Consider the following 16,089-nt stretch of genomic DNA (forward strand, 5'->3'; position numbering starts at 1 on the left):
CCGTACGAGGTCAGCCGAGATCCGGTGCGTGCATCGCCCGAACGCCTTCGATGTTGCCGTCCAGGTAGTGGCGCAAGGACAGCGGGACCAGATGCACCGAGGCGATGCCGACACGGGTGAACGGCACACGTACGACCTCGTACTCGCCGCACGGTTCCTCGATCTCGGGGCCGTGGCGCTGGTCGAGATCCATCGACTCCAGACGGCAGACGAAGAAGTGCTGGACCTTCACCCCGGTCGTGGCGGCGTCCTCGCCGATGTGCTCCACGGTGTCCACGAAACAGGGCACCACGTCGGTGACCTTGGCGCCCAGTTCCTCGTGCACCTCGCGGTGCAGGGCGTCGACGACGGTCGTGTCCTCCGGTTCGACCCCGCCACCGGGCGTCACCCAGTACGGATCGACGCCGGGCTTGGTCCGCTTGATCAGGATGAGGTCGTCACCATCGAGCAGAACAGCGCGTGCGGTGCGCTTGACCACGGGTCGGACGGTCATGGGAGAAATGTGGCCCGGCTGGTTCCACGTGAAACATTCCGCACCGGGACAGTCCCGCTCACGACCAGTCGACAGCAGCGCCCAGCAGCCACTCGTGCGCCCGCGCGATGTGCGGCAGAGCGAGTGTGCCGGTGCGGACGACGAGGAAATACGTGCGCAGCGGCGGCACCGTCGGATCGAGCAGCGCCACGACTTCGCCGCGCTCCAGGGCGGGGGCGCAGAGATAGCGCGGCAGGACGGCAAGACCGGCTCCGTTGATCGCACAGGCCAGCACCGCGCGCAGATCCGGTACGACCACCGTGCCGGCGACGGCCGGGCGGGTATCGAAGACGGACGCCCAGTAGCGGGAGACCAGCGGCAGCGATTCATGGACCTCGACCACCGGAAACTTCTCCAGGGAGGGCGCCGCGTCGCGATGCAGCTTGCCGGAACCGATCCGGGCGGCCCAGCGAGGAGCGGCGACCAGCACGTGCTCCTCGTCGCAGAGCGGCGTCGCCGTGAGCAGGGCACCGCGCGGACGAGCCGTCGTGATGGCCAGATCGTGATGTCCCGCGGCGAGCCCTTCCACGGTCTCCTCGGCGGTGCCGAAGGAGGCGCGTAAGGCGATGCTCTGGCCGTCGTCCCTGGTCAGCGCCGTGAGCGCGGGCAGGGCTCGTTCCGCCGTGAACTCCGGAGGCCCCGCCAGATGCAGGGTGCGTACGGCCGACTCCCCGTCGAGTCCGACTTCGGTGATCTCCACCAGCGCGTCGAGATGAGGAGCCGCCTTGTGCGCCAGCTCGTCCCCGATGGTCGTCGGGGTCACGCCGCGGGCCTGCCGCAGGAACAACGGGCGGCCCAACTGCCGCTCCAGTGTGCGTATCTGGGAGGTCACGGCGGGCTGCGAGAGGCCGAGCAGCGCGGCGGCGCGGGTGAACGACCCGGCGCGATGGACCGTCACAAAGGTGCGCAGCAGAGCCAGATCCATGGCGAGGCCCTCCCCTCGGGCTCGGGTCGCGGCCCACTATAAATATGTCGATAGGGCTCTGTCGCTACCGTGATTGGACACTGACACAGAGTCAACTAGCCTTGTTCGCGCGGTTCTTCGCGCGCAGAACCGGGGCGGTCCGAGCCACGAGGGGGGAGGCTCGGGCCGTTCGTTGTGCGTAGCCGGGCTGGTCAGCGCGGGCGGAGAGGGTTCACGCCGCCCGCCCCTCCACCGCGTCGCGCACGGCGTCGAGCAGTCCCTCGCTCGCCGCCTCGATCATCCGCAGACATTCCTCGAAGCCGTCCAGGTCGCCGTAGTAAGGGTCGGGGACGTCCCTGTCGTCATCGTCGGCCGCGGGATCGTAGGAGCGCAGCAGGCGCACCTTCTCCGCGTCCCGCCCCGTCGGAGCCGTCCGGCGCAGTGTGCGCAGATGGCCCGCGTCGAGGGCGATCACCAGATCCAGCCGGTCGAACCAGTCGCGGTGGAACTGGCGGGCCGTGTGCAGGGCCGAGTAGCCGGCCTCCTGGAGGACGTGGACCGTGCGCGGATCGGCGCCGTCACCCACGTGCCAGCCGTCGGTGCCGGCGCTGTCGACCTCGACGACGCCGGACAGGCCGGCCTCCTCGACGCGGGCGCGGAAGACGTGCTCGGCCATGGGCGAGCGGCAGATGTTGCCGGTGCAGACGAAGCAGACGCGGTAGGTCATGGCAGGGTTCAGTCCTTCTCGGGCAGGACGACGTTCAGCGCCCAGGAGACGATCGAGATGATCAGGCCGCCGAGGACCGCGGTCCAGAATCCCTCCACGTGGAAGCTGAGGTCCAGCTTGTCGGCCAGCCACGAGGTCAGCAGCAGCATCAAGGCGTTCACGATCAGCGTGATCAGGCCCAGGGTGAGGACGAAGAGCGGGAAGGTCAGGACCTTCACGACCGGCTTCACGAGAAAGTTGACCAGGCCGAAGATCAACGCGACCAGGATCAGCGTGCCGACCTTCTTGGCGGTGCTGTCGCCGGTGAGGGTGATCTTGTCGAGCACCCAGACCGCGACGGCCAGGGCCCCCGCGTTGGCGACCGTCTTGACTACGAAATTCAACATGTGTCTGATCGTGGCAGACGAGACCGGTGGCACACCGGTGACGAGTGGGGACAGTGAGGTCGACGAGGGCGATGAAGGCATTCCGGCTGGACGAACTGGAGGCGGAGCGTGCCGCCAACGACGGCGCGTATCTGCAGTTCCTGCGTGAGCGGAACATGTCGGTCGGGCTGTACGCGCTGGACGCGGGGGAGCACGACCCGCAGCAACCGCACCGGCAGGACGAGGTCTATCTCGTGGTCAGCGGGCGCGCCTCGATCACCGTCGGCATGGAGACCACACAGGTCGGCCGCGGCAGCGTCGTCTATGTACCGGCCGGTGTCGCTCACAAGTTCCACCACATCAGCGAGGACCTGCGGGTTCTGGTCGTGTTCTCTCCCCCGGAGAGCTGACCCCGGACCCCGGGGTTCCCTAAGGGGTGGGTCAGGGGAGGACAAGGGATCGCGAAGCCCCTTTCGCTCCCTCGACGTGCCAGCATCGAGGCAGGACGTCAGAAGAGTCCCGTCAAGGGCCTCACAAGCGAAGGAGCGATGGCTGTGCGAGAGATATTCGCGGGCATGCCGTGGTGGGTCAAGTGGGTCGCGGTGCCGGTCATCGCCCTGGTCGTGTTCGGCGGGCTGATCGCGAGCGTCGTCGGATTCGTGATCGGCCTGCTGTTCAAGGTGCTGGTCTTCGCCGCCCTCGTGGGCGGACTCGTCTACGTCGTACGGAAGTTCATGACGGGCTCGTCCTCGCGCGGCGACTGGTGAGCCGCGGCGCGGTGGCGGGCAGCGGGCGCGGTGGTTGTGCGGTGCGACCGTTCGCACGACCGGGGGAAGTTTCCGTTCCGGGCCCGCACCGACCGGTGGCCAAGGGTTAAAGTCCGGAATCCGACGGCTCCACCCCCGTGAGCCAGGGGTGCGCGGGGGACGCACGCGTACCGGGAGTGAACCTTGGCCACGGCTGACCCCGCCTCCGCAGCCCCGCAGACGCTCATCGGCTCCGTCCAGCGCGCCCTGCGGCTGCTCGAAGCGGTCGCTGCGCACGACGAGGGGGCGCCGGCCAAGCAACTCGCCCGGGAGGCCGGAGTCGCCCTCCCCACGGCGTACCACTTGCTGCGCACGCTCGCCCACGAGAACTACCTCCGCAAGGAGAAAGGCGTCTTCATGTTCGGGGACGCGGCCGAGCGGCTGAGCAGCAGTGGAGCACAGCAGAATCGTCGCGGCATGATCACCGACGCGTTGCGGCGCTGGCGCGACGCCCTCGGTGTTCCGGTCTACTTCGCGATCTACCGCGACGGTGAGATCGAGATCGTCGCCGTCGCCGACTCCCCGGCCAGCCCGGCCGTCGAGGAGTGGGCCGATTTCCGCGAGACCGGCCACGCCCACGCGATCGGCCAGTGCCTGCTCTCCCAGCTCGACGAGGAGGCCCGCCGGGACCACCTCGACCGCTACCCGGTCCGGTCCATCACCCCGTACACGGTGCGTGACGGCCGGACGCTGCTGCGCAAGCTGCGAACAGTGGGGCGGATGGAGCCCCTGATCGAGTGCCAGCAGTACGCGCTCGGCACGGCCTGCGCCGCGTTCCCGGTCACCATCGGCTCCACCGCGGCGGCTCTGGCCATCTCTCTCCCCTCTCGTCAGGCCGACAGACTGCTGCCCGCGGCACGCCGCTTGCAGGACGAGATCGGCAGCCTCGTAGGGACACTCGGCTTCTCTATCAGCATCTGAAAACTCACTCCTTGTAATCCCTCGTGTACGTTGAGCAAGATGCCACCAGTGTCAGGAAGGTCATTCCTGGCCAATCGACGGCAAGTTGACGGGGTAGGCGATGCGCGAGTCGGTCCAAGCAGTACAGGCAGAGGTCATGATGAGCTTCCTCGTCTCCGAGGAGCTGTCCTTCCGCATCCCGGTGGAACTCCGGTACGAGGCCGGGGATCCGTACGCGGTACGACTCACCTTCCATCTCCCCGGGGACGCCCCCGTGACCTGGGCGTTCGGCCGCGAACTCCTCGTCGACGGGGTCAACGGGGCGACCGGTGACGGCGATGTGCGGATCTCTCCCGTGCTCTTCGCCGGGTGTGGCGACGAGATGCCGGGCGAGGTGCACATCCGGCTCCAGGTGGGCGGCGACCACGCACTGTTCCGAGTCGGCGTCGCGCCCCTCGTCGCCTTCCTCGACCGCACCGACAGGATCGTCCCGCTCGGTCAGGAACAGGCACTGGCCGACTACGAGGCCGAACTCGACGAAGCCCTCGACCGGATCCTCGGCGAGGAGCAGAACGCCGGCTGAGCACAGGGGCCCGGCAGGGCAGTTGACGTAACGCTTCAGCAGCGCGGTGCACCCGAGCGTTCCGTGCCGCTCAGCGCTTGCGTCGCCGCCCCCTGCCACCGCGGGCCGGAGCGGACTGTGCGGGCTTGTGCCCGCTCGGCCGGTCGGCGGAGACGACCAGCGCCGCCAGCGCCGTGGTCACCGGAACGGCGGCCACCAGCCCGATCGAGCCCACCAGCGTGCGGACGATCTCCTCGGCCACCAGCTCACTGTTGGCCACGTCCGTCACGCTGCTCTGCGCGATCGAGAAGAGCAGCAGCAGGGGCAGCGCCGCGCCCGCGTACGCGAGGACCAGGGTGTTGACGACGGACGCGATGTGGTCCCGGCCGATGCGGATGCCCGCCCGGTACAGGCCGCGCCAGCCCATCAAGGGGTTGGCCTCGTGCAGTTCCCACACGGCCGACGTCTGGGTCACCGTCACGTCGTCCAGTACGCCGAGCGAACCGATGATGACGCCGGCGAGCAGCAGACCGCTCATGTCGATGTGCGGGTACAGGCCGTGGATCAGACCGGTGCTGTCGTCCGTGTTGCCCGTCAGCGCCGCCCAGCCGATGAACAACGAGCCCAACAGGCCGATGAGCAGCAGCGACACCAGGGTGCCGAGCACGGCGACCGAGGTCCGGGCCGTCAGACCGTGACACATGTAGAGCGCGATCAGCATGATCGCGCTCGCCCCGATCACCGCCACCACCAGAGGGTTCGAGCCCTGGAGGATCGCCGGCAGGATGAAGAGCGTCAGCACCAGGAAGCTGACCGCGAGCGCGACCAGGGCCATGACGCCGCGCAGACGGCCCACCACGACCACGGCCAGGGCGAAGATCCCGGCCAGCAGCGCCATGGGGAACTTCCGGTTCACATCGGTGACCGAGTACTGGAGGTTCTTCGGGGCGTCGGGAGCGTAGGCGACGATCACCTTCTGCCCCTCGCGCAACTGCCGGGGTGAATCAGGCTGGACGACCTCCGTGAACGTACGGCCCTCGTCCTTGCCCGTGTCGATCCGGATGGACGCCTTCCCGCACGTACCGGACGCCTGCCGCTCGGCCGAGGAACCTGCCGACGGAGCGGCCTGGGACGCGTCACCGGAAGGTGCGGTACCCGGAGCGCTCACGGACGCGCAGTCGACCTTCTCGACCCCGACGACCGTGGCCTGCTGCGTCTGCCGGTCGAAGCCGACACCGGTCCGCTCATGGGCAGGAGCGCCTCCGGGCCACAGCACCACGAGCCCCACGACGACCGCCACGGAGAACGGCACCAGGATCGCCGCGATGACCTTGCGCAGATGCCGGGAGACGGGCGCGGCCGGGCCGTGACTGTGCGAGTGGCCATGGCCGGCCGGGCCGTGACCGGCGCCGGACGGAGTGGAACCGTGCGGCGGTTGGGGCGGCGGAGGCGGGGGCTGCTGCGTGGTGGTCACCGCCCGATCATCGCAAGAACGGCAGGGGCCCTCTGTTCAACGCGTCCGAAGGGACGCTAGCGTGGAGGCACCTTTGCAAACGCGGGAGCTCGGAGCACCGGGCTGAGAGGGCGCTGACCTTCGTCCCAGCGCGTTTCACGTGAAACAACGTGAAGCGCCGACGACGAACATCGCTGCGTCGACCGCCGAACCTGTTACCGGGTAATGCCGGCGTAGGGAGTAGGTCTCATGACCACAACGGACACACGCACGCCTGCCTCCAACGGCTCCGAGCCGGAGGGCGGGAAGTCCATCGGCTGGCACAAGGGGTACATCCAGGGCTCACGGCCCGACCTCAACGTGCCGGTCCGCCAGGTGCACCTCACCAACGGCCAGGCCGTCACGCTGTACGACACCTCCGGCCCGTACACCGATCCGACCGTCGACACCGATGTCCGCAGGGGGCTCGCCCCTCTCCGGGAGAACTGGATCATCGCCCGCGGGGACACCGAGGAGTACGCGGGCCGCCCCGCCCGCCCCGAGGACGACGGCATCAAGCACACGTCGCCGCGCGGCGGGCTGCGCAACCTCGACGCCGTCTTCCCGGGTCGCCCGCGCCAGCCGCGTCGCGGCAGGAACGGCGAGCCCGTGACCCAACTCGCCTACGCCCGGCGTGGAGAGATCACCCCGGAGATGGAGTACGTGGCCATCCGGGAGAACGTCGCGCCTGAGGTAGTGCGTGAGGAGATCGCGGCGGGCCGCGCGGTCCTCCCCGCGAACGTGAACCACCCGGAGATCGAGCCGATGATCATCGGCAAGCGGTTCCTGGTGAAGGTCAACGCCAACATCGGCAATTCCGCGGTCACCTCCTCCATCGAGGAGGAGGTGGAGAAGATGACCTGGGCGACCCGCTGGGGCGCCGACACCGTCATGGACCTCTCCACCGGCCGGAACATCCACACCACGCGCGAGTGGGTGCTGCGCAACTCCCCCGTCCCCATCGGTACCGTGCCGCTCTACCAGGCCCTCGAAAAGGTCGATGGCAAGGCCGAGGAACTGACCTGGGAGATCTACAAGGACACGGTCATCGAGCAGGCCGAGCAGGGTGTGGACTACATGACGGTCCACGCGGGCGTCCGCCTCCCGTATGTCCCGCTGACCGCCAACCGCAAGACCGGCATCGTCTCCCGCGGCGGCTCGATCATGGCCGCATGGTGCCTGGCGCACCACAAGGAGAGCTTCCTCTACGAGCACTTCGAGGAGCTGTGCGACATCCTCGCGGCGTACGACGTCACGTACTCCCTCGGTGACGGGCTGCGCCCCGGCTCGATCGCGGACGCCAACGACGAGGCGCAGTTCGCGGAGTTGCGGACGCTCGGCGAACTCAACTCCGTCGCCAAGCGGCACGGCGTCCAGACCATGATCGAGGGCCCGGGCCATGTCCCGATGCACAAGATCAAGGAGAACATCGACCTCCAGCAGGAGATCTGCGAAGAGGCGCCGTTCTACACGCTCGGCCCGCTGACCACGGACGTCGCTCCGGCGTACGACCACATCACGTCCGGGATCGGTGCCGCGATGATCGCCTGGTGGGGCACGGCGATGCTCTGCTACGTCACGCCCAAGGAGCACCTGGGGCTGCCCAACCGCGACGACGTGAAGACCGGCGTCATCACGTACAAGATCGCGGCCCACGCGGCGGACCTCGCCAAGGGGCACCCGGGCGCGCAGGACTGGGACGACGCGCTCTCCGACGCCCGCTTCGAGTTCCGCTGGGAGGACCAGTTCAACCTGGCGCTCGACCCGGACACGGCACGGGAGTTCCACGACGAGACGCTGCCCGCCGAGCCGGCCAAGACCGCGCACTTCTGCTCGATGTGCGGTCCGAAGTTCTGCTCGATGAAGATTTCCCAGGACATCCGCCGCGAGCACGGCTCCACCAAGGCCGAGGTGGAGGCAGGCATGGAGCAGAAGTCGAAGGAGTTCGCCGAGGCGGGCAACCGCGTCTATCTGCCGCTGGCCGACTGACCGGCGTACCGGCGTCCTGCGCATCGGCATGACGCGGGGCTCGGGGCCGTGATTCGCCCCGAGCCCCGTCATGGCTCCGTGCTTCGCCGGGGGTCGGCGGTTCAGTCGGGCTGGTGCTCCGGACCGCCGAAGTCCGGGCTGGTGAAGTCCGGGCTGGAGAAGCCGGCGCGCTGCCCCGTGGCCGTACCGCCGCCGTCGGGGCTGCTGAACCCCGGCCTGTTGTAGCCGAGCTGGGGCATGCGGTTGGCGGGGCCGCCGCCCAGCGAGGTGCCGCCTGTGGGCGGGCCCGCCTGGGCATCCCGGAGGAACGGCACGATGCCGCGTTCGAGGAGGGCTTTGCCCCAGGCTTCCCTGGCGCGCGTCACCTCCTCGTTGGCCTCGCTGTCGGCGCCTGCCTGGAGCGAGGTCGAACCGTTGCGCAGGGCCGTCAGGAGCAGGCACACCGCGGCGACGAGGATGCCCGCCGCGGTGAGTGCGCCGAAGACCCAGCCGACCGACAGCAGGGTGTCCGCGAAGTCGGGCGGTGGGTTGAGCATTTTCAGGATGCAGCCGACCAGCAGGAAGATCGCGGCCGCGGTCCCGGCGAGGACCGGGGCGAGCACGACGGCGACCGCGGCGACCCCGGGTCCCGTGGTCTCCGCGACCTCGCCCACGGTGGCGGCGAACCCCAGCGAGCTGCCACCGGACTCGGCCGTGCCGGAAGTGCCTCCTTCGCGTAGCGGACGGGCGGACCGCGGGGCGGTGCGCAGCTCGTCGCGGACCTTGGTGTAGTGCTCGTACTCGGTGGCGGCAGCGGTGCTTATCAGTGCCGCCGCGTTGAGTGCCATGGTGCGCAGTTGTTCGCGGTTGAGCCGCTGGCCCACTGCGGCGAGATCCGGGCGGTTGGGTGCGGTACGCAGCGCCTCATCGAGGATCCGCTCGAACTCGGGGCGGTCCTCGTTCAGCAAATGCGGAGCGCTGTTCATGTGCATCCCCCGATGCTCCGTAGGGCTTGGTGGCCCGCATGGTTACGAGCCGTCGGGCAGAAACGGAGGGGAGCCTGCTACGGATAGGCCGATGGTAGAGCGGTCACGGCAGGCGGTGACAGGGGGTTTCCGGAAATTGGCCCGCCGGCCAGCCGGATCCTCCGTTTACCGCGACTGCCCAAGTAACTCTCAGATATCCATGGGCAGTTGCTGGACCAGCAGTTTTCCGGCCATGGTCACGCCACCGTCCATGGCGATGGCCAGTCCGCCCGCGTACACATGGGGGCCCTCGACGACGGGCCGGCTGTCCTCGCCGTCGGCGTCCTCGGTGCCGACCTCGCCCAGGAGGTACGGGATCGGGCTGTGGCCGTGGACGACGCGCGAGCCGCCGTAGGTGCCGAGGAGTTCGCGTACGGCGCCGGGGCCCGACTCCCCGTCCCGGAACGCGAAGCGCTTGGTGAGCTTGCGGAACAGGTCCCAGCACTCGTCCGCGTCGTTGCGCGTGAGCGTCTCGCGGACCGTGTCGTTGACCGCCTCGATGGAGTCGCCGTAGTCGAGGTAGGCGGTGGTGTCCGAGTGCATGAGCAGGTGGTCGTCCTCGATCTCGATCGCGTCGAGCCGGGACATCCACTGGAGATGTACGTCCTGGAGGCGGTCCATGTCGGCCTTCTGGCCGCCGTTGAGCAACCAGGCCGCCTGGAAGGTGGCGGTGCCCGCCCCGGAGTTGACGGGGGTGTCGCCGAACCGCTTCGCACCGAGCAGCAGCAGCTCGTGGTTGCCCATGAGCGCCTTGCAGTAGCCGCCCGCGGCGGCGGCCTCGGCGCTCAGGCGCATCACGAGGTCGATGACGCCGATCCCGTCGGGTCCCCGGTCGGTGAAGTCGCCGAGGAACCACAGCCGCGCGTTGCCCGCGGCCCAGGTGCCCTCCGTGTCGACCAGGCCCTTCTCGTGGAGCGCCGCGAGCAGCTCGTCGAGGTAGCCGTGCACGTCGCCGACGACGAACAGCGGGCCCATCTCGTCGGCGGTGCGCTGCACCGGCTGTACGACCTCCACCTGCACCGTGTCCCCCCGGTTGATGACCGGCAGGTCGCGCTCCGTCGGCGTGTATCCGTCCGGATAGTCCGCCGCCTCGGGGGAGCCGGGCACAGGATCGGTCGGCATCACGTTCGCCGGTACGTCATGGACGTACGCGGGAACGCGGAAGTCACGCAGCGTCTCCGTGCGCGCTGCGGGTCCCTGACCGGCCCCCTGAGTCATCGACCCCTCCACCATTGCGCCGCCTGTGCACCGGATCGGACTGCCTGGTCGCAGCGGCCCGCGGTGTCGTCCGCCCATCATAGGAATGCGGCTCGCGCTGTGTGATGCACCAGGGGTGGTGAATCGGTGACGGGCGGCTGTTCACCACACTTTTCTCCCGAATTGGTGTGGACTTTTCCTCTCGTCCGCCGGGAGCGACTTCGGGCGGACGGGCGGTCAGCCCTGCCCCGAGGAGCGGGGCGGGCTGACCGTGGTGCGGGGTGGACGGCGCTGCGAGGAGGTCCGCACGATGAGTTCGGTCGGTATCACCTGCTCGACCGGCCGGTCGGAGTCGACGCTCTCGATGGCGTCGATGAGCAGTTGGACGACGGCCGTGCCGATGCGGCGCGGTTTGAGCGAGAGGGTGGTGATGGGCGGCTCGGTGGTGGCGTACACCGTCGACTCGCTGCAACACACGAGCAGCAGGTCGTCCGGGACGCGCAGGCCGTAGCGGCGGGCGGCGGCGAGCAGATCGGTGCCGTTGGGGTCGAAGAGGCCGTAGACCGCGTCGGGGCGGTCGGGCCTGGCGAGCAGCCGGTCGGCGGCGACGGCGCCCGCGCACGGGTCGTGCGCGGGGTAGGACTCGTAGACGGGCTCCTGTCCGATCCGCTCGCACCAGTGCAGGTAGGCGGAGGTGGAGAGGTGGGTGTAGGTGTCCGTGGTGGTGCCGGTGAGCAGGCCGATGCGGCGGGCGCCGGCCTCGGCGAGGTGGTCGAGGATGCCGAGGACGGCGGCCTCGTGATCGTTGTCGACCCAGGCGGTCACGGGCAGGGTGCCCGCGGGACGTCCGTCCGAGACGACGGGCAGGCCCTGGCGGACCAGCTCGCTGACGACCGGGTCGTGGTCGGAGGGGTCGATGACGACGGTGCCGTCGAGGGCGACGTTCGACCACACGTCGTGGCGTGAGGTGGCGGGCAGGATGACGAGGGCGTAGCCGCGGGCGAGCGCGGCGGATGTCGCGGCTCTCGCCATCTCCGCGAAGTAGGCGAACTCGGTGAAGGTGAAAGGTTCATCCCCGTAGGTCGTCACGGTCAGGCCGATCAGGCCCGACTTGCCGGTACGGAGCGTGCGGGCGGCCGCGGAGGGGCGATAGCCCAACCGGTCGGCGACCTCGCGGACATGGCGTCGGGTGGCGTCCGGGAGCCGGCCCTTGCCGTTGAGCGCATCGGAGACAGTTGTGATCGAGACCCCGGCGGCGGCGGCAACGTCTCTGATGCCTGCGCGACCCGGCCGGGTGCCCCTGCGGGGGGTCTCCGCCCGGCTCACCTGGTGCTTCCCTGCTGCTGTCATGGCGAGCCGATAGTAGGGCTCATGCGGCTGCATGGCGGGGGTGCATATGCACGCGTTGACAGGCACGTTTCTGCAAGGTGATTGGCCGTCAATGACCTTGGAAAACAATGGAGTTGGCGGCCCCGAAGGTACTACGTCACTTGTTGGTACGTGCGAGCCTGCCAAGTCGGCGATGTTGCGAGTAGGTCTCAACTCACCTTCACGGGTGATGCGCGCCACGGCGCGAGCCACCGGCGCGCGCGAGGACGCGGAGCGCTCCCCCCACCCCGTACGCCTTCCTTCGGCCTTGGCGCGCGCGGGAAGGTCCTGACCCATTGGGGCGGGCGGCCAATCCTCATAAGGTAAGCAGTATTGGATCGGTGGCCACGAGGAGGACTGCGGTGAGCGAGACCAACCCCAAGCTGCGCGCGGAGCTGGCGGGTATCCCCACCTACAAGCCGGGCAAGCCGGCCGCCGCCGGGGGGCCGGCGGCGTACAAGCTGTCCTCCAACGAGAACCCGTATCCGCCGCTGCCCGGTGTCATGGAGCGGGCGATCGCCGCGGCCGGGAGCTTCAACCGCTACCCCGACATGGCGTGCACGGGCCTGATGGCCGAGCTGGCGGACCGCTTCGGGGTGCCGGTCTCGCACCTGGCCACCGGCACGGGCTCGGTCGGTGTCGCCCAGCAACTGCTCCAGGCGACGAGCGGCCCGGGGGACGAGGTCATCTACGCGTGGCGGTCCTTCGAGGCGTACCCGATCATCACGCAGATCAGCGGGGCCACGTCGGTGCGGGTGCCGCTCACGCCCGACGAGGACCACGACCTCGACGCCATGGCCGACGCGATCACCGACCGCACGCGTCTCATCTTCGTCTGCAACCCCAACAACCCCACGGGCAACGCCATTCGCCGCCCCGAGTTGGAACGATTCCTCGACCGTGTGCCCGCCGACATCCTGGTCGTCCTCGACGAGGCGTACCGGGAGTTCATCCGCGACCCCGATGTGCCGGACGGGGTGGAGATCTACCGGGACCGGCCGAACGTGGCGGTCCTGCGCACCTTCTCGAAGGCGTACGGGCTGGCGGGGCTGCGGATCGGGTTCGCCGTCGCGCACGAGCCGGTGGCGGCGGCGCTGCGCAAGACGGCGGTCCCCTTCGGCGTCAGCCAGCTCGCGCAGGACGCGGCGGTGGCCTCGCTGCGCGCGGAGGACGAACTGCTCGGCCGGGTCGGTTCGCTGGTCGGCGAGCGCGGCCGGGTGCTCGGGGCGCTGCGGGCGCAGGGCTGGACCGTGCCGGAGACGCAGGCCAACTTCGTGTGGCTGCGGCTGGGTGAGCGGACCATGGACTTCGCCGCCGCGTGCGAGCGGGCCGGGGTCGTCGTGCGGCCGTTCGCCGGTGAAGGGGTGCGGGCCACGATCGGGGAGACCGAGGCCAATGACGTCTTCCTGCACGCGGCGGAGGCGTTCCGCAAGGAGCTCTGAGCTCGCGGGAGGGGGCGCGACGACGCGCGAGGCGGCACGGGGCGCCTCGCGCGTCTTTGTGTCCTCAGGCGCCCCGGACGTGGCCCACTGTGGCGTTGCTCGCAGTAAGGGGACCCCCCTTCGGATTCCGACCACCAGTACGACATAATGCTTGTGAATGTGAACGCGTTCACAAGCGCGTCCCGGTTCCTCCGGATAAGCGCGGGATTAAAGGGGCAAACCGCTGCTCGGCGGCGGTGATGTAAGGAGATGACGCAGTGGACCTGGCTCTGGCGCCGGAGACCCTGGCGCGATGGCAGTTCGGCATCACCACCGTCTACCACTTTCTCTTCGTTCCTCTGACGATCTCGCTCGCGGCGCTGACCGCCGGGCTCCAGACCGCCTGGGTGCGTACGGAGAAGGAGAAGTACCTCAGGGCCACCAAGTTCTGGGGAAAGCTCTTCCTGATCAACATCGCGATGGGCGTCGTGACGGGCATCGTGCAGGAGTTCCAGTTCGGCATGAACTGGTCCGACTACTCCCGCTTCGTCGGTGACGTCTTCGGGGCGCCGCTGGCCTTCGAGGCACTGATCGCGTTCTTCTTCGAGTCCACCTTCATCGGCCTGTGGATCTTCGGCTGGGACAAGCTGCCGAAGAAGATCCATCTGGCCTGCATCTGGATGGTGTCCATCGGCACCATCCTGTCCGCGTACTTCATCCTCGCGGCCAACTCCTGGATGCAGCACCCAGTCGGCTACAAGTACAACAAGGCCACCGGACGAGCCGAGCTCACCGACTTCCTCCAGGTGCTCACCCAGAACACGGCGCTCACCCAGGCCTTCCACACGCTGTCCGCCTCGTTCCTCACCGGCGGCGCGTTCATGGTCGGCATCGCCGCCTTCCACCTGGCGCGCAAGAAGAACATCGCGACGATGAAGACCTCGCTGCGGCTCGGTCTGATCACCGTCGTCATCGCCGGCATGCTCACCGCGATCAGCGGCGACCAGCTCGGCAAGGTCATGTTCAAGCAGCAGCCGATGAAGATGGCCGCGGCCGAGGCGCTGTGGGACGGACAGAACTCGGCGCCGTTCTCGATCTTCGCCTACGGGGACGTGAGCAAGGGCCACAACTCCGTCGAGTTCTCCGTCCCTGGTGTGCTCTCGTTCCTCGCCGACGACAACTTCACCTCGTACATCCCCGGCATCAACGACACCAACAAGGCCGAGCAGGAGAAGTACGGGCCCGGTGACTACCGGCCGATCATCCCCGTCACCTTCTGGGCCTTCCGCTGGATGATCGGCTTCGGCATGGCGTCCTTCGCCCTCGGCCTCGCCGGACTCTGGCTCACCCGCAAGAAGTTCATGCTGCCGCAGCACCTGAGGACGGGCGAGGACGAGGCGCCGAACCTGGTGCTCTTCAAGAGCAAGGTCCTCAGCCCGAAGTTCACCAAGCTCTACTGGATGGTCGCCCTGTGGACCATGGGGTTCCCGCTGATCGCCAACTCCTGGGGCTGGATCTTCACCGAGATGGGCCGTCAGCCGTGGGTCGTCTACGGCGTCCTCCAGACCCGCGACGCGGTCTCCCCCAGCGTCTCGCAGGGGGAGGTCATCGCCTCGATGTCCGTCTTCACCCTGCTGTACGCGGTGCTCGCCGTCATTGAGGTCAAGCTGCTGGTCAAGTACGTCAAGGCCGGTCCGCCGGAGCTCACCGACGACGACCTCAACCCGCCCACCAAGATCGGCGGCGACCGTGACGCCGACAAGCCGATGGCCTTCTCCTACTAGGGCCAAGGGAGCGCTTCAGTCATGGAACTCCACGACGTCTGGTTCGTCCTCATCGCGGTCCTCTGGATCGGCTACTTCTTCCTGGAGGGCTTCGACTTCGGGATCGGCGTCCTCACCAAGCTGCTGGCCCGTGACCGCACCGAGCGGCGGGTCCTGATCAACACGATCGGCCCGGTCTGGGACGGCAACGAAGTGTGGCTGCTCACGGCGGGCGGCGCGACGTTCGCGGCCTTCCCCGAGTGGTACGCGACCCTCTTCTCCGGTTTCTACCTGCCCCTGCTGCTCATCCTGGTCTGCCTCATCGTGCGCGGTGTCGCCTTCGAGTACCGCGCGAAGCGACCCGAGGAGAAGTGGCAGACCAACTGGGAACACGCGATCTTCTGGACCTCGCTGATCCCGGCGCTGCTGTGGGGCGTGGCCTTCGGCAACATCGTGCGCGGTGTGAAGATCGACAGGGACTTCGAGTACGCCGGAAACCTCTGGGACCTGCTGAACCCGTACGCGATCCTCGGCGGCCTGCTGACGCTGACGCTGTTCACCTTCCACGGCGCGGTGTTCGCCTCGCTCAAGACCCTCGGCGACATCCGGGCACGGGCACGAAAGTTCGCGCTCACGCTCGGGCTGGTCACCGCGGTGCTGGCGCTCGCGTTCCTGGGCTGGACCCAGGCCGACAAGGGGGACGGCGATTCGCTCATCGCGCTGGTCGTGGCCCTGGTCGCGCTCGTCGCGGCGATCGGCGCCATCAAGGCGGGGCGTGAAGGCTGGTCGTTCGCCTTCTCCGGCATCACCATCGCGGCGGCCTTCGCGATGCTCTTCCTGACGATGTTCCCGAACGTCATGCCGTCGTCGCTCGACCCGGACTGGAGCCTCACGGTCTCCAACGCCTCGTCGAGCCCTTACACCCTGAAGATCATGACGTGGCTCGCGGTGATCGCGACACCGCTCGTCGTGCTCTACCAGTCGTGGACCTACTGGGTGTTCCGCAAGCGGATCGGCACCAAGCACATCGCCGACGCCGCGCACTGAACCCGACCTGCC

16 protein-coding genes and 1 riboswitch are annotated in these 16,089 nt (G+C 68.6%); of the genes, 8 read left to right on the plus strand and 8 right to left on the minus strand.

The window, feature by feature from the left end; all coding sequences use genetic code 11:
* Positions 1-10: 10 nt before the first annotated feature.
* The 4 genes from ACIRF8_RS24855 to ACIRF8_RS24870 form a co-directional block, all read right to left on the minus strand.
* Positions 11-493 carry an NUDIX domain-containing protein gene (locus ACIRF8_RS24855; protein ID WP_404217790.1) on the minus strand — a complete coding sequence of 161 codons (483 nt, stop codon included), beginning with the start codon at positions 491-493 and terminating at the stop codon, positions 11-13.
* Positions 494-551: 58 nt separating this feature from the next.
* Positions 552-1,457, minus strand: coding sequence for a LysR family transcriptional regulator (locus ACIRF8_RS24860; RefSeq protein ID WP_404217792.1), 906 nt, complete (start codon positions 1,455-1,457; stop codon positions 552-554).
* Between the two features lie 211 nt (positions 1,458-1,668).
* Positions 1,669-2,163: a low molecular weight protein-tyrosine-phosphatase gene (locus ACIRF8_RS24865; protein WP_404217794.1), complete on the minus strand. Its 495-nt coding sequence runs from the start codon at positions 2,161-2,163 to the stop codon at positions 1,669-1,671.
* A gap of 8 nt (positions 2,164-2,171) precedes the next feature.
* On the minus strand, positions 2,172-2,549 hold the full coding sequence (locus ACIRF8_RS24870) for a phage holin family protein (protein ID WP_404217796.1): 378 nt from the start codon (positions 2,547-2,549) through the stop codon (positions 2,172-2,174).
* Between the two features lie 71 nt (positions 2,550-2,620).
* Here ACIRF8_RS24870 and ACIRF8_RS24875 point away from each other — a divergent pair, with 71 nt between their 5' ends.
* From ACIRF8_RS24875 to ACIRF8_RS24890, 4 genes are all read left to right on the plus strand, one after another.
* Positions 2,621-2,938: a cupin domain-containing protein gene (locus ACIRF8_RS24875; protein WP_404217798.1), complete on the plus strand. Its 318-nt coding sequence runs from the start codon at positions 2,621-2,623 to the stop codon at positions 2,936-2,938.
* Positions 2,939-3,082: 144 nt separating this feature from the next.
* Positions 3,083-3,295: a DUF5326 family protein gene (locus ACIRF8_RS24880; protein ID WP_404217800.1), complete on the plus strand. Its 213-nt coding sequence runs from the start codon at positions 3,083-3,085 to the stop codon at positions 3,293-3,295.
* Between the two features lie 183 nt (positions 3,296-3,478).
* Positions 3,479-4,255 (plus strand): IclR family transcriptional regulator, encoded by a 777-nt coding sequence (locus tag ACIRF8_RS24885; protein WP_404217802.1) that lies wholly within the window; start codon positions 3,479-3,481, stop codon positions 4,253-4,255.
* Between the two features lie 100 nt (positions 4,256-4,355).
* Positions 4,356-4,817 carry an SsgA family sporulation/cell division regulator gene (locus tag ACIRF8_RS24890; RefSeq protein ID WP_404217804.1) on the plus strand — a complete coding sequence of 154 codons (462 nt, stop codon included), beginning with the start codon at positions 4,356-4,358 and terminating at the stop codon, positions 4,815-4,817.
* A 70-nt stretch (positions 4,818-4,887) separates the two neighbouring features.
* Here ACIRF8_RS24890 and ACIRF8_RS24895 read toward each other — a convergent pair whose 3' ends face one another.
* Entirely contained in the window at positions 4,888-6,270 is a 1,383-nt protein-coding gene (locus ACIRF8_RS24895; RefSeq protein ID WP_404217806.1) for a YibE/F family protein, read from the minus strand.
* A gap of 71 nt (positions 6,271-6,341) precedes the next feature.
* A riboswitch (TPP riboswitch) is annotated at positions 6,342-6,506 on the plus strand.
* Here ACIRF8_RS24895 and thiC point away from each other — a divergent pair.
* The gene (thiC, locus tag ACIRF8_RS24900; RefSeq protein ID WP_404217808.1) at positions 6,499-8,277 is read left to right on the plus strand and encodes a phosphomethylpyrimidine synthase ThiC; all 1,779 of its coding nucleotides are present in this window, start codon (positions 6,499-6,501) and stop codon (positions 8,275-8,277) included. Its footprint overlaps the riboswitch before it by 8 nt.
* A 101-nt stretch (positions 8,278-8,378) precedes the next feature.
* Here thiC and ACIRF8_RS24905 read toward each other — a convergent pair whose 3' ends face one another.
* The 3 genes from ACIRF8_RS24905 to ACIRF8_RS24915 all read right to left on the minus strand — a co-directional run bounded on the left by ACIRF8_RS24905 (position 8,379) and on the right by ACIRF8_RS24915 (position 11,828).
* Positions 8,379-9,248, minus strand: coding sequence for a hypothetical protein (locus ACIRF8_RS24905; protein ID WP_404217810.1), 870 nt, complete (start codon positions 9,246-9,248; stop codon positions 8,379-8,381).
* A gap of 183 nt (positions 9,249-9,431) precedes the next feature.
* A complete protein-coding gene (locus tag ACIRF8_RS24910; RefSeq protein WP_404217813.1) occupies positions 9,432-10,499 on the minus strand; it encodes a metallophosphoesterase in 1,068 nt (355 codons plus the stop codon).
* Between the two features lie 216 nt (positions 10,500-10,715).
* On the minus strand, positions 10,716-11,828 hold the full coding sequence (locus ACIRF8_RS24915) for a LacI family DNA-binding transcriptional regulator (protein ID WP_404217815.1): 1,113 nt from the start codon (positions 11,826-11,828) through the stop codon (positions 10,716-10,718).
* Positions 11,829-12,208: 380 nt separating this feature from the next.
* Between ACIRF8_RS24915 and hisC the strand changes: the two genes are divergently transcribed.
* The 3 genes from hisC (at position 12,209) to cydB (ending at position 16,077) form a co-directional block, all read left to right on the plus strand.
* Positions 12,209-13,288: a histidinol-phosphate transaminase gene (gene hisC / locus ACIRF8_RS24920; protein WP_404217817.1), complete on the plus strand. Its 1,080-nt coding sequence runs from the start codon at positions 12,209-12,211 to the stop codon at positions 13,286-13,288.
* 257 nt (positions 13,289-13,545) lie between these two features.
* Positions 13,546-15,051, plus strand: coding sequence for a cytochrome ubiquinol oxidase subunit I (locus ACIRF8_RS24925; protein ID WP_404217819.1), 1,506 nt, complete (start codon positions 13,546-13,548; stop codon positions 15,049-15,051).
* A 21-nt stretch (positions 15,052-15,072) separates the two neighbouring features.
* The gene (cydB, locus tag ACIRF8_RS24930) at positions 15,073-16,077 is read left to right on the plus strand and encodes a cytochrome d ubiquinol oxidase subunit II (protein WP_404217821.1); all 1,005 of its coding nucleotides are present in this window, start codon (positions 15,073-15,075) and stop codon (positions 16,075-16,077) included.
* Positions 16,078-16,089 lie beyond the last annotated feature (12 nt).

The sequence above is a fragment of the Streptomyces sp. NPDC102406 genome (assembly GCF_044765725.1).
In the GTDB taxonomy this organism is placed as follows: domain Bacteria; phylum Actinomycetota; class Actinomycetes; order Streptomycetales; family Streptomycetaceae; genus Streptomyces.

What these genes read in the sequence shown, in the direction of transcription:
- ACIRF8_RS24875 (WP_404217798.1), top strand. Translation starts at nt 2,621, where the DNA reads ATGAAGGCATTCCGGCTGGACGAACTGGAGGCGGAGCGTGCCGCCAAC.
- ACIRF8_RS24870 (WP_404217796.1), bottom strand. Translation starts at nt 2,549, where the DNA reads ATGTTGAATTTCGTAGTCAAGACGGTCGCCAACGCGGGGGCCCTGGCC.
- ACIRF8_RS24905 (WP_404217810.1), bottom strand. Translation starts at nt 9,248, where the DNA reads ATGCACATGAACAGCGCTCCGCATTTGCTGAACGAGGACCGCCCCGAG.
- cydB (WP_404217821.1), top strand. Translation starts at nt 15,073, where the DNA reads ATGGAACTCCACGACGTCTGGTTCGTCCTCATCGCGGTCCTCTGGATC.
- ACIRF8_RS24860 (WP_404217792.1), bottom strand. Translation starts at nt 1,457, where the DNA reads ATGGATCTGGCTCTGCTGCGCACCTTTGTGACGGTCCATCGCGCCGGG.
- thiC (WP_404217808.1), top strand. Translation starts at nt 6,499, where the DNA reads ATGACCACAACGGACACACGCACGCCTGCCTCCAACGGCTCCGAGCCG.
- ACIRF8_RS24915 (WP_404217815.1), bottom strand. Translation starts at nt 11,828, where the DNA reads ATGACAGCAGCAGGGAAGCACCAGGTGAGCCGGGCGGAGACCCCCCGC.
- ACIRF8_RS24910 (WP_404217813.1), bottom strand. Translation starts at nt 10,499, where the DNA reads ATGACTCAGGGGGCCGGTCAGGGACCCGCAGCGCGCACGGAGACGCTG.
- ACIRF8_RS24865 (WP_404217794.1), bottom strand. Translation starts at nt 2,163, where the DNA reads ATGACCTACCGCGTCTGCTTCGTCTGCACCGGCAACATCTGCCGCTCG.
- ACIRF8_RS24890 (WP_404217804.1), top strand. Translation starts at nt 4,356, where the DNA reads ATGCGCGAGTCGGTCCAAGCAGTACAGGCAGAGGTCATGATGAGCTTC.
- ACIRF8_RS24855 (WP_404217790.1), bottom strand. Translation starts at nt 493, where the DNA reads ATGACCGTCCGACCCGTGGTCAAGCGCACCGCACGCGCTGTTCTGCTC.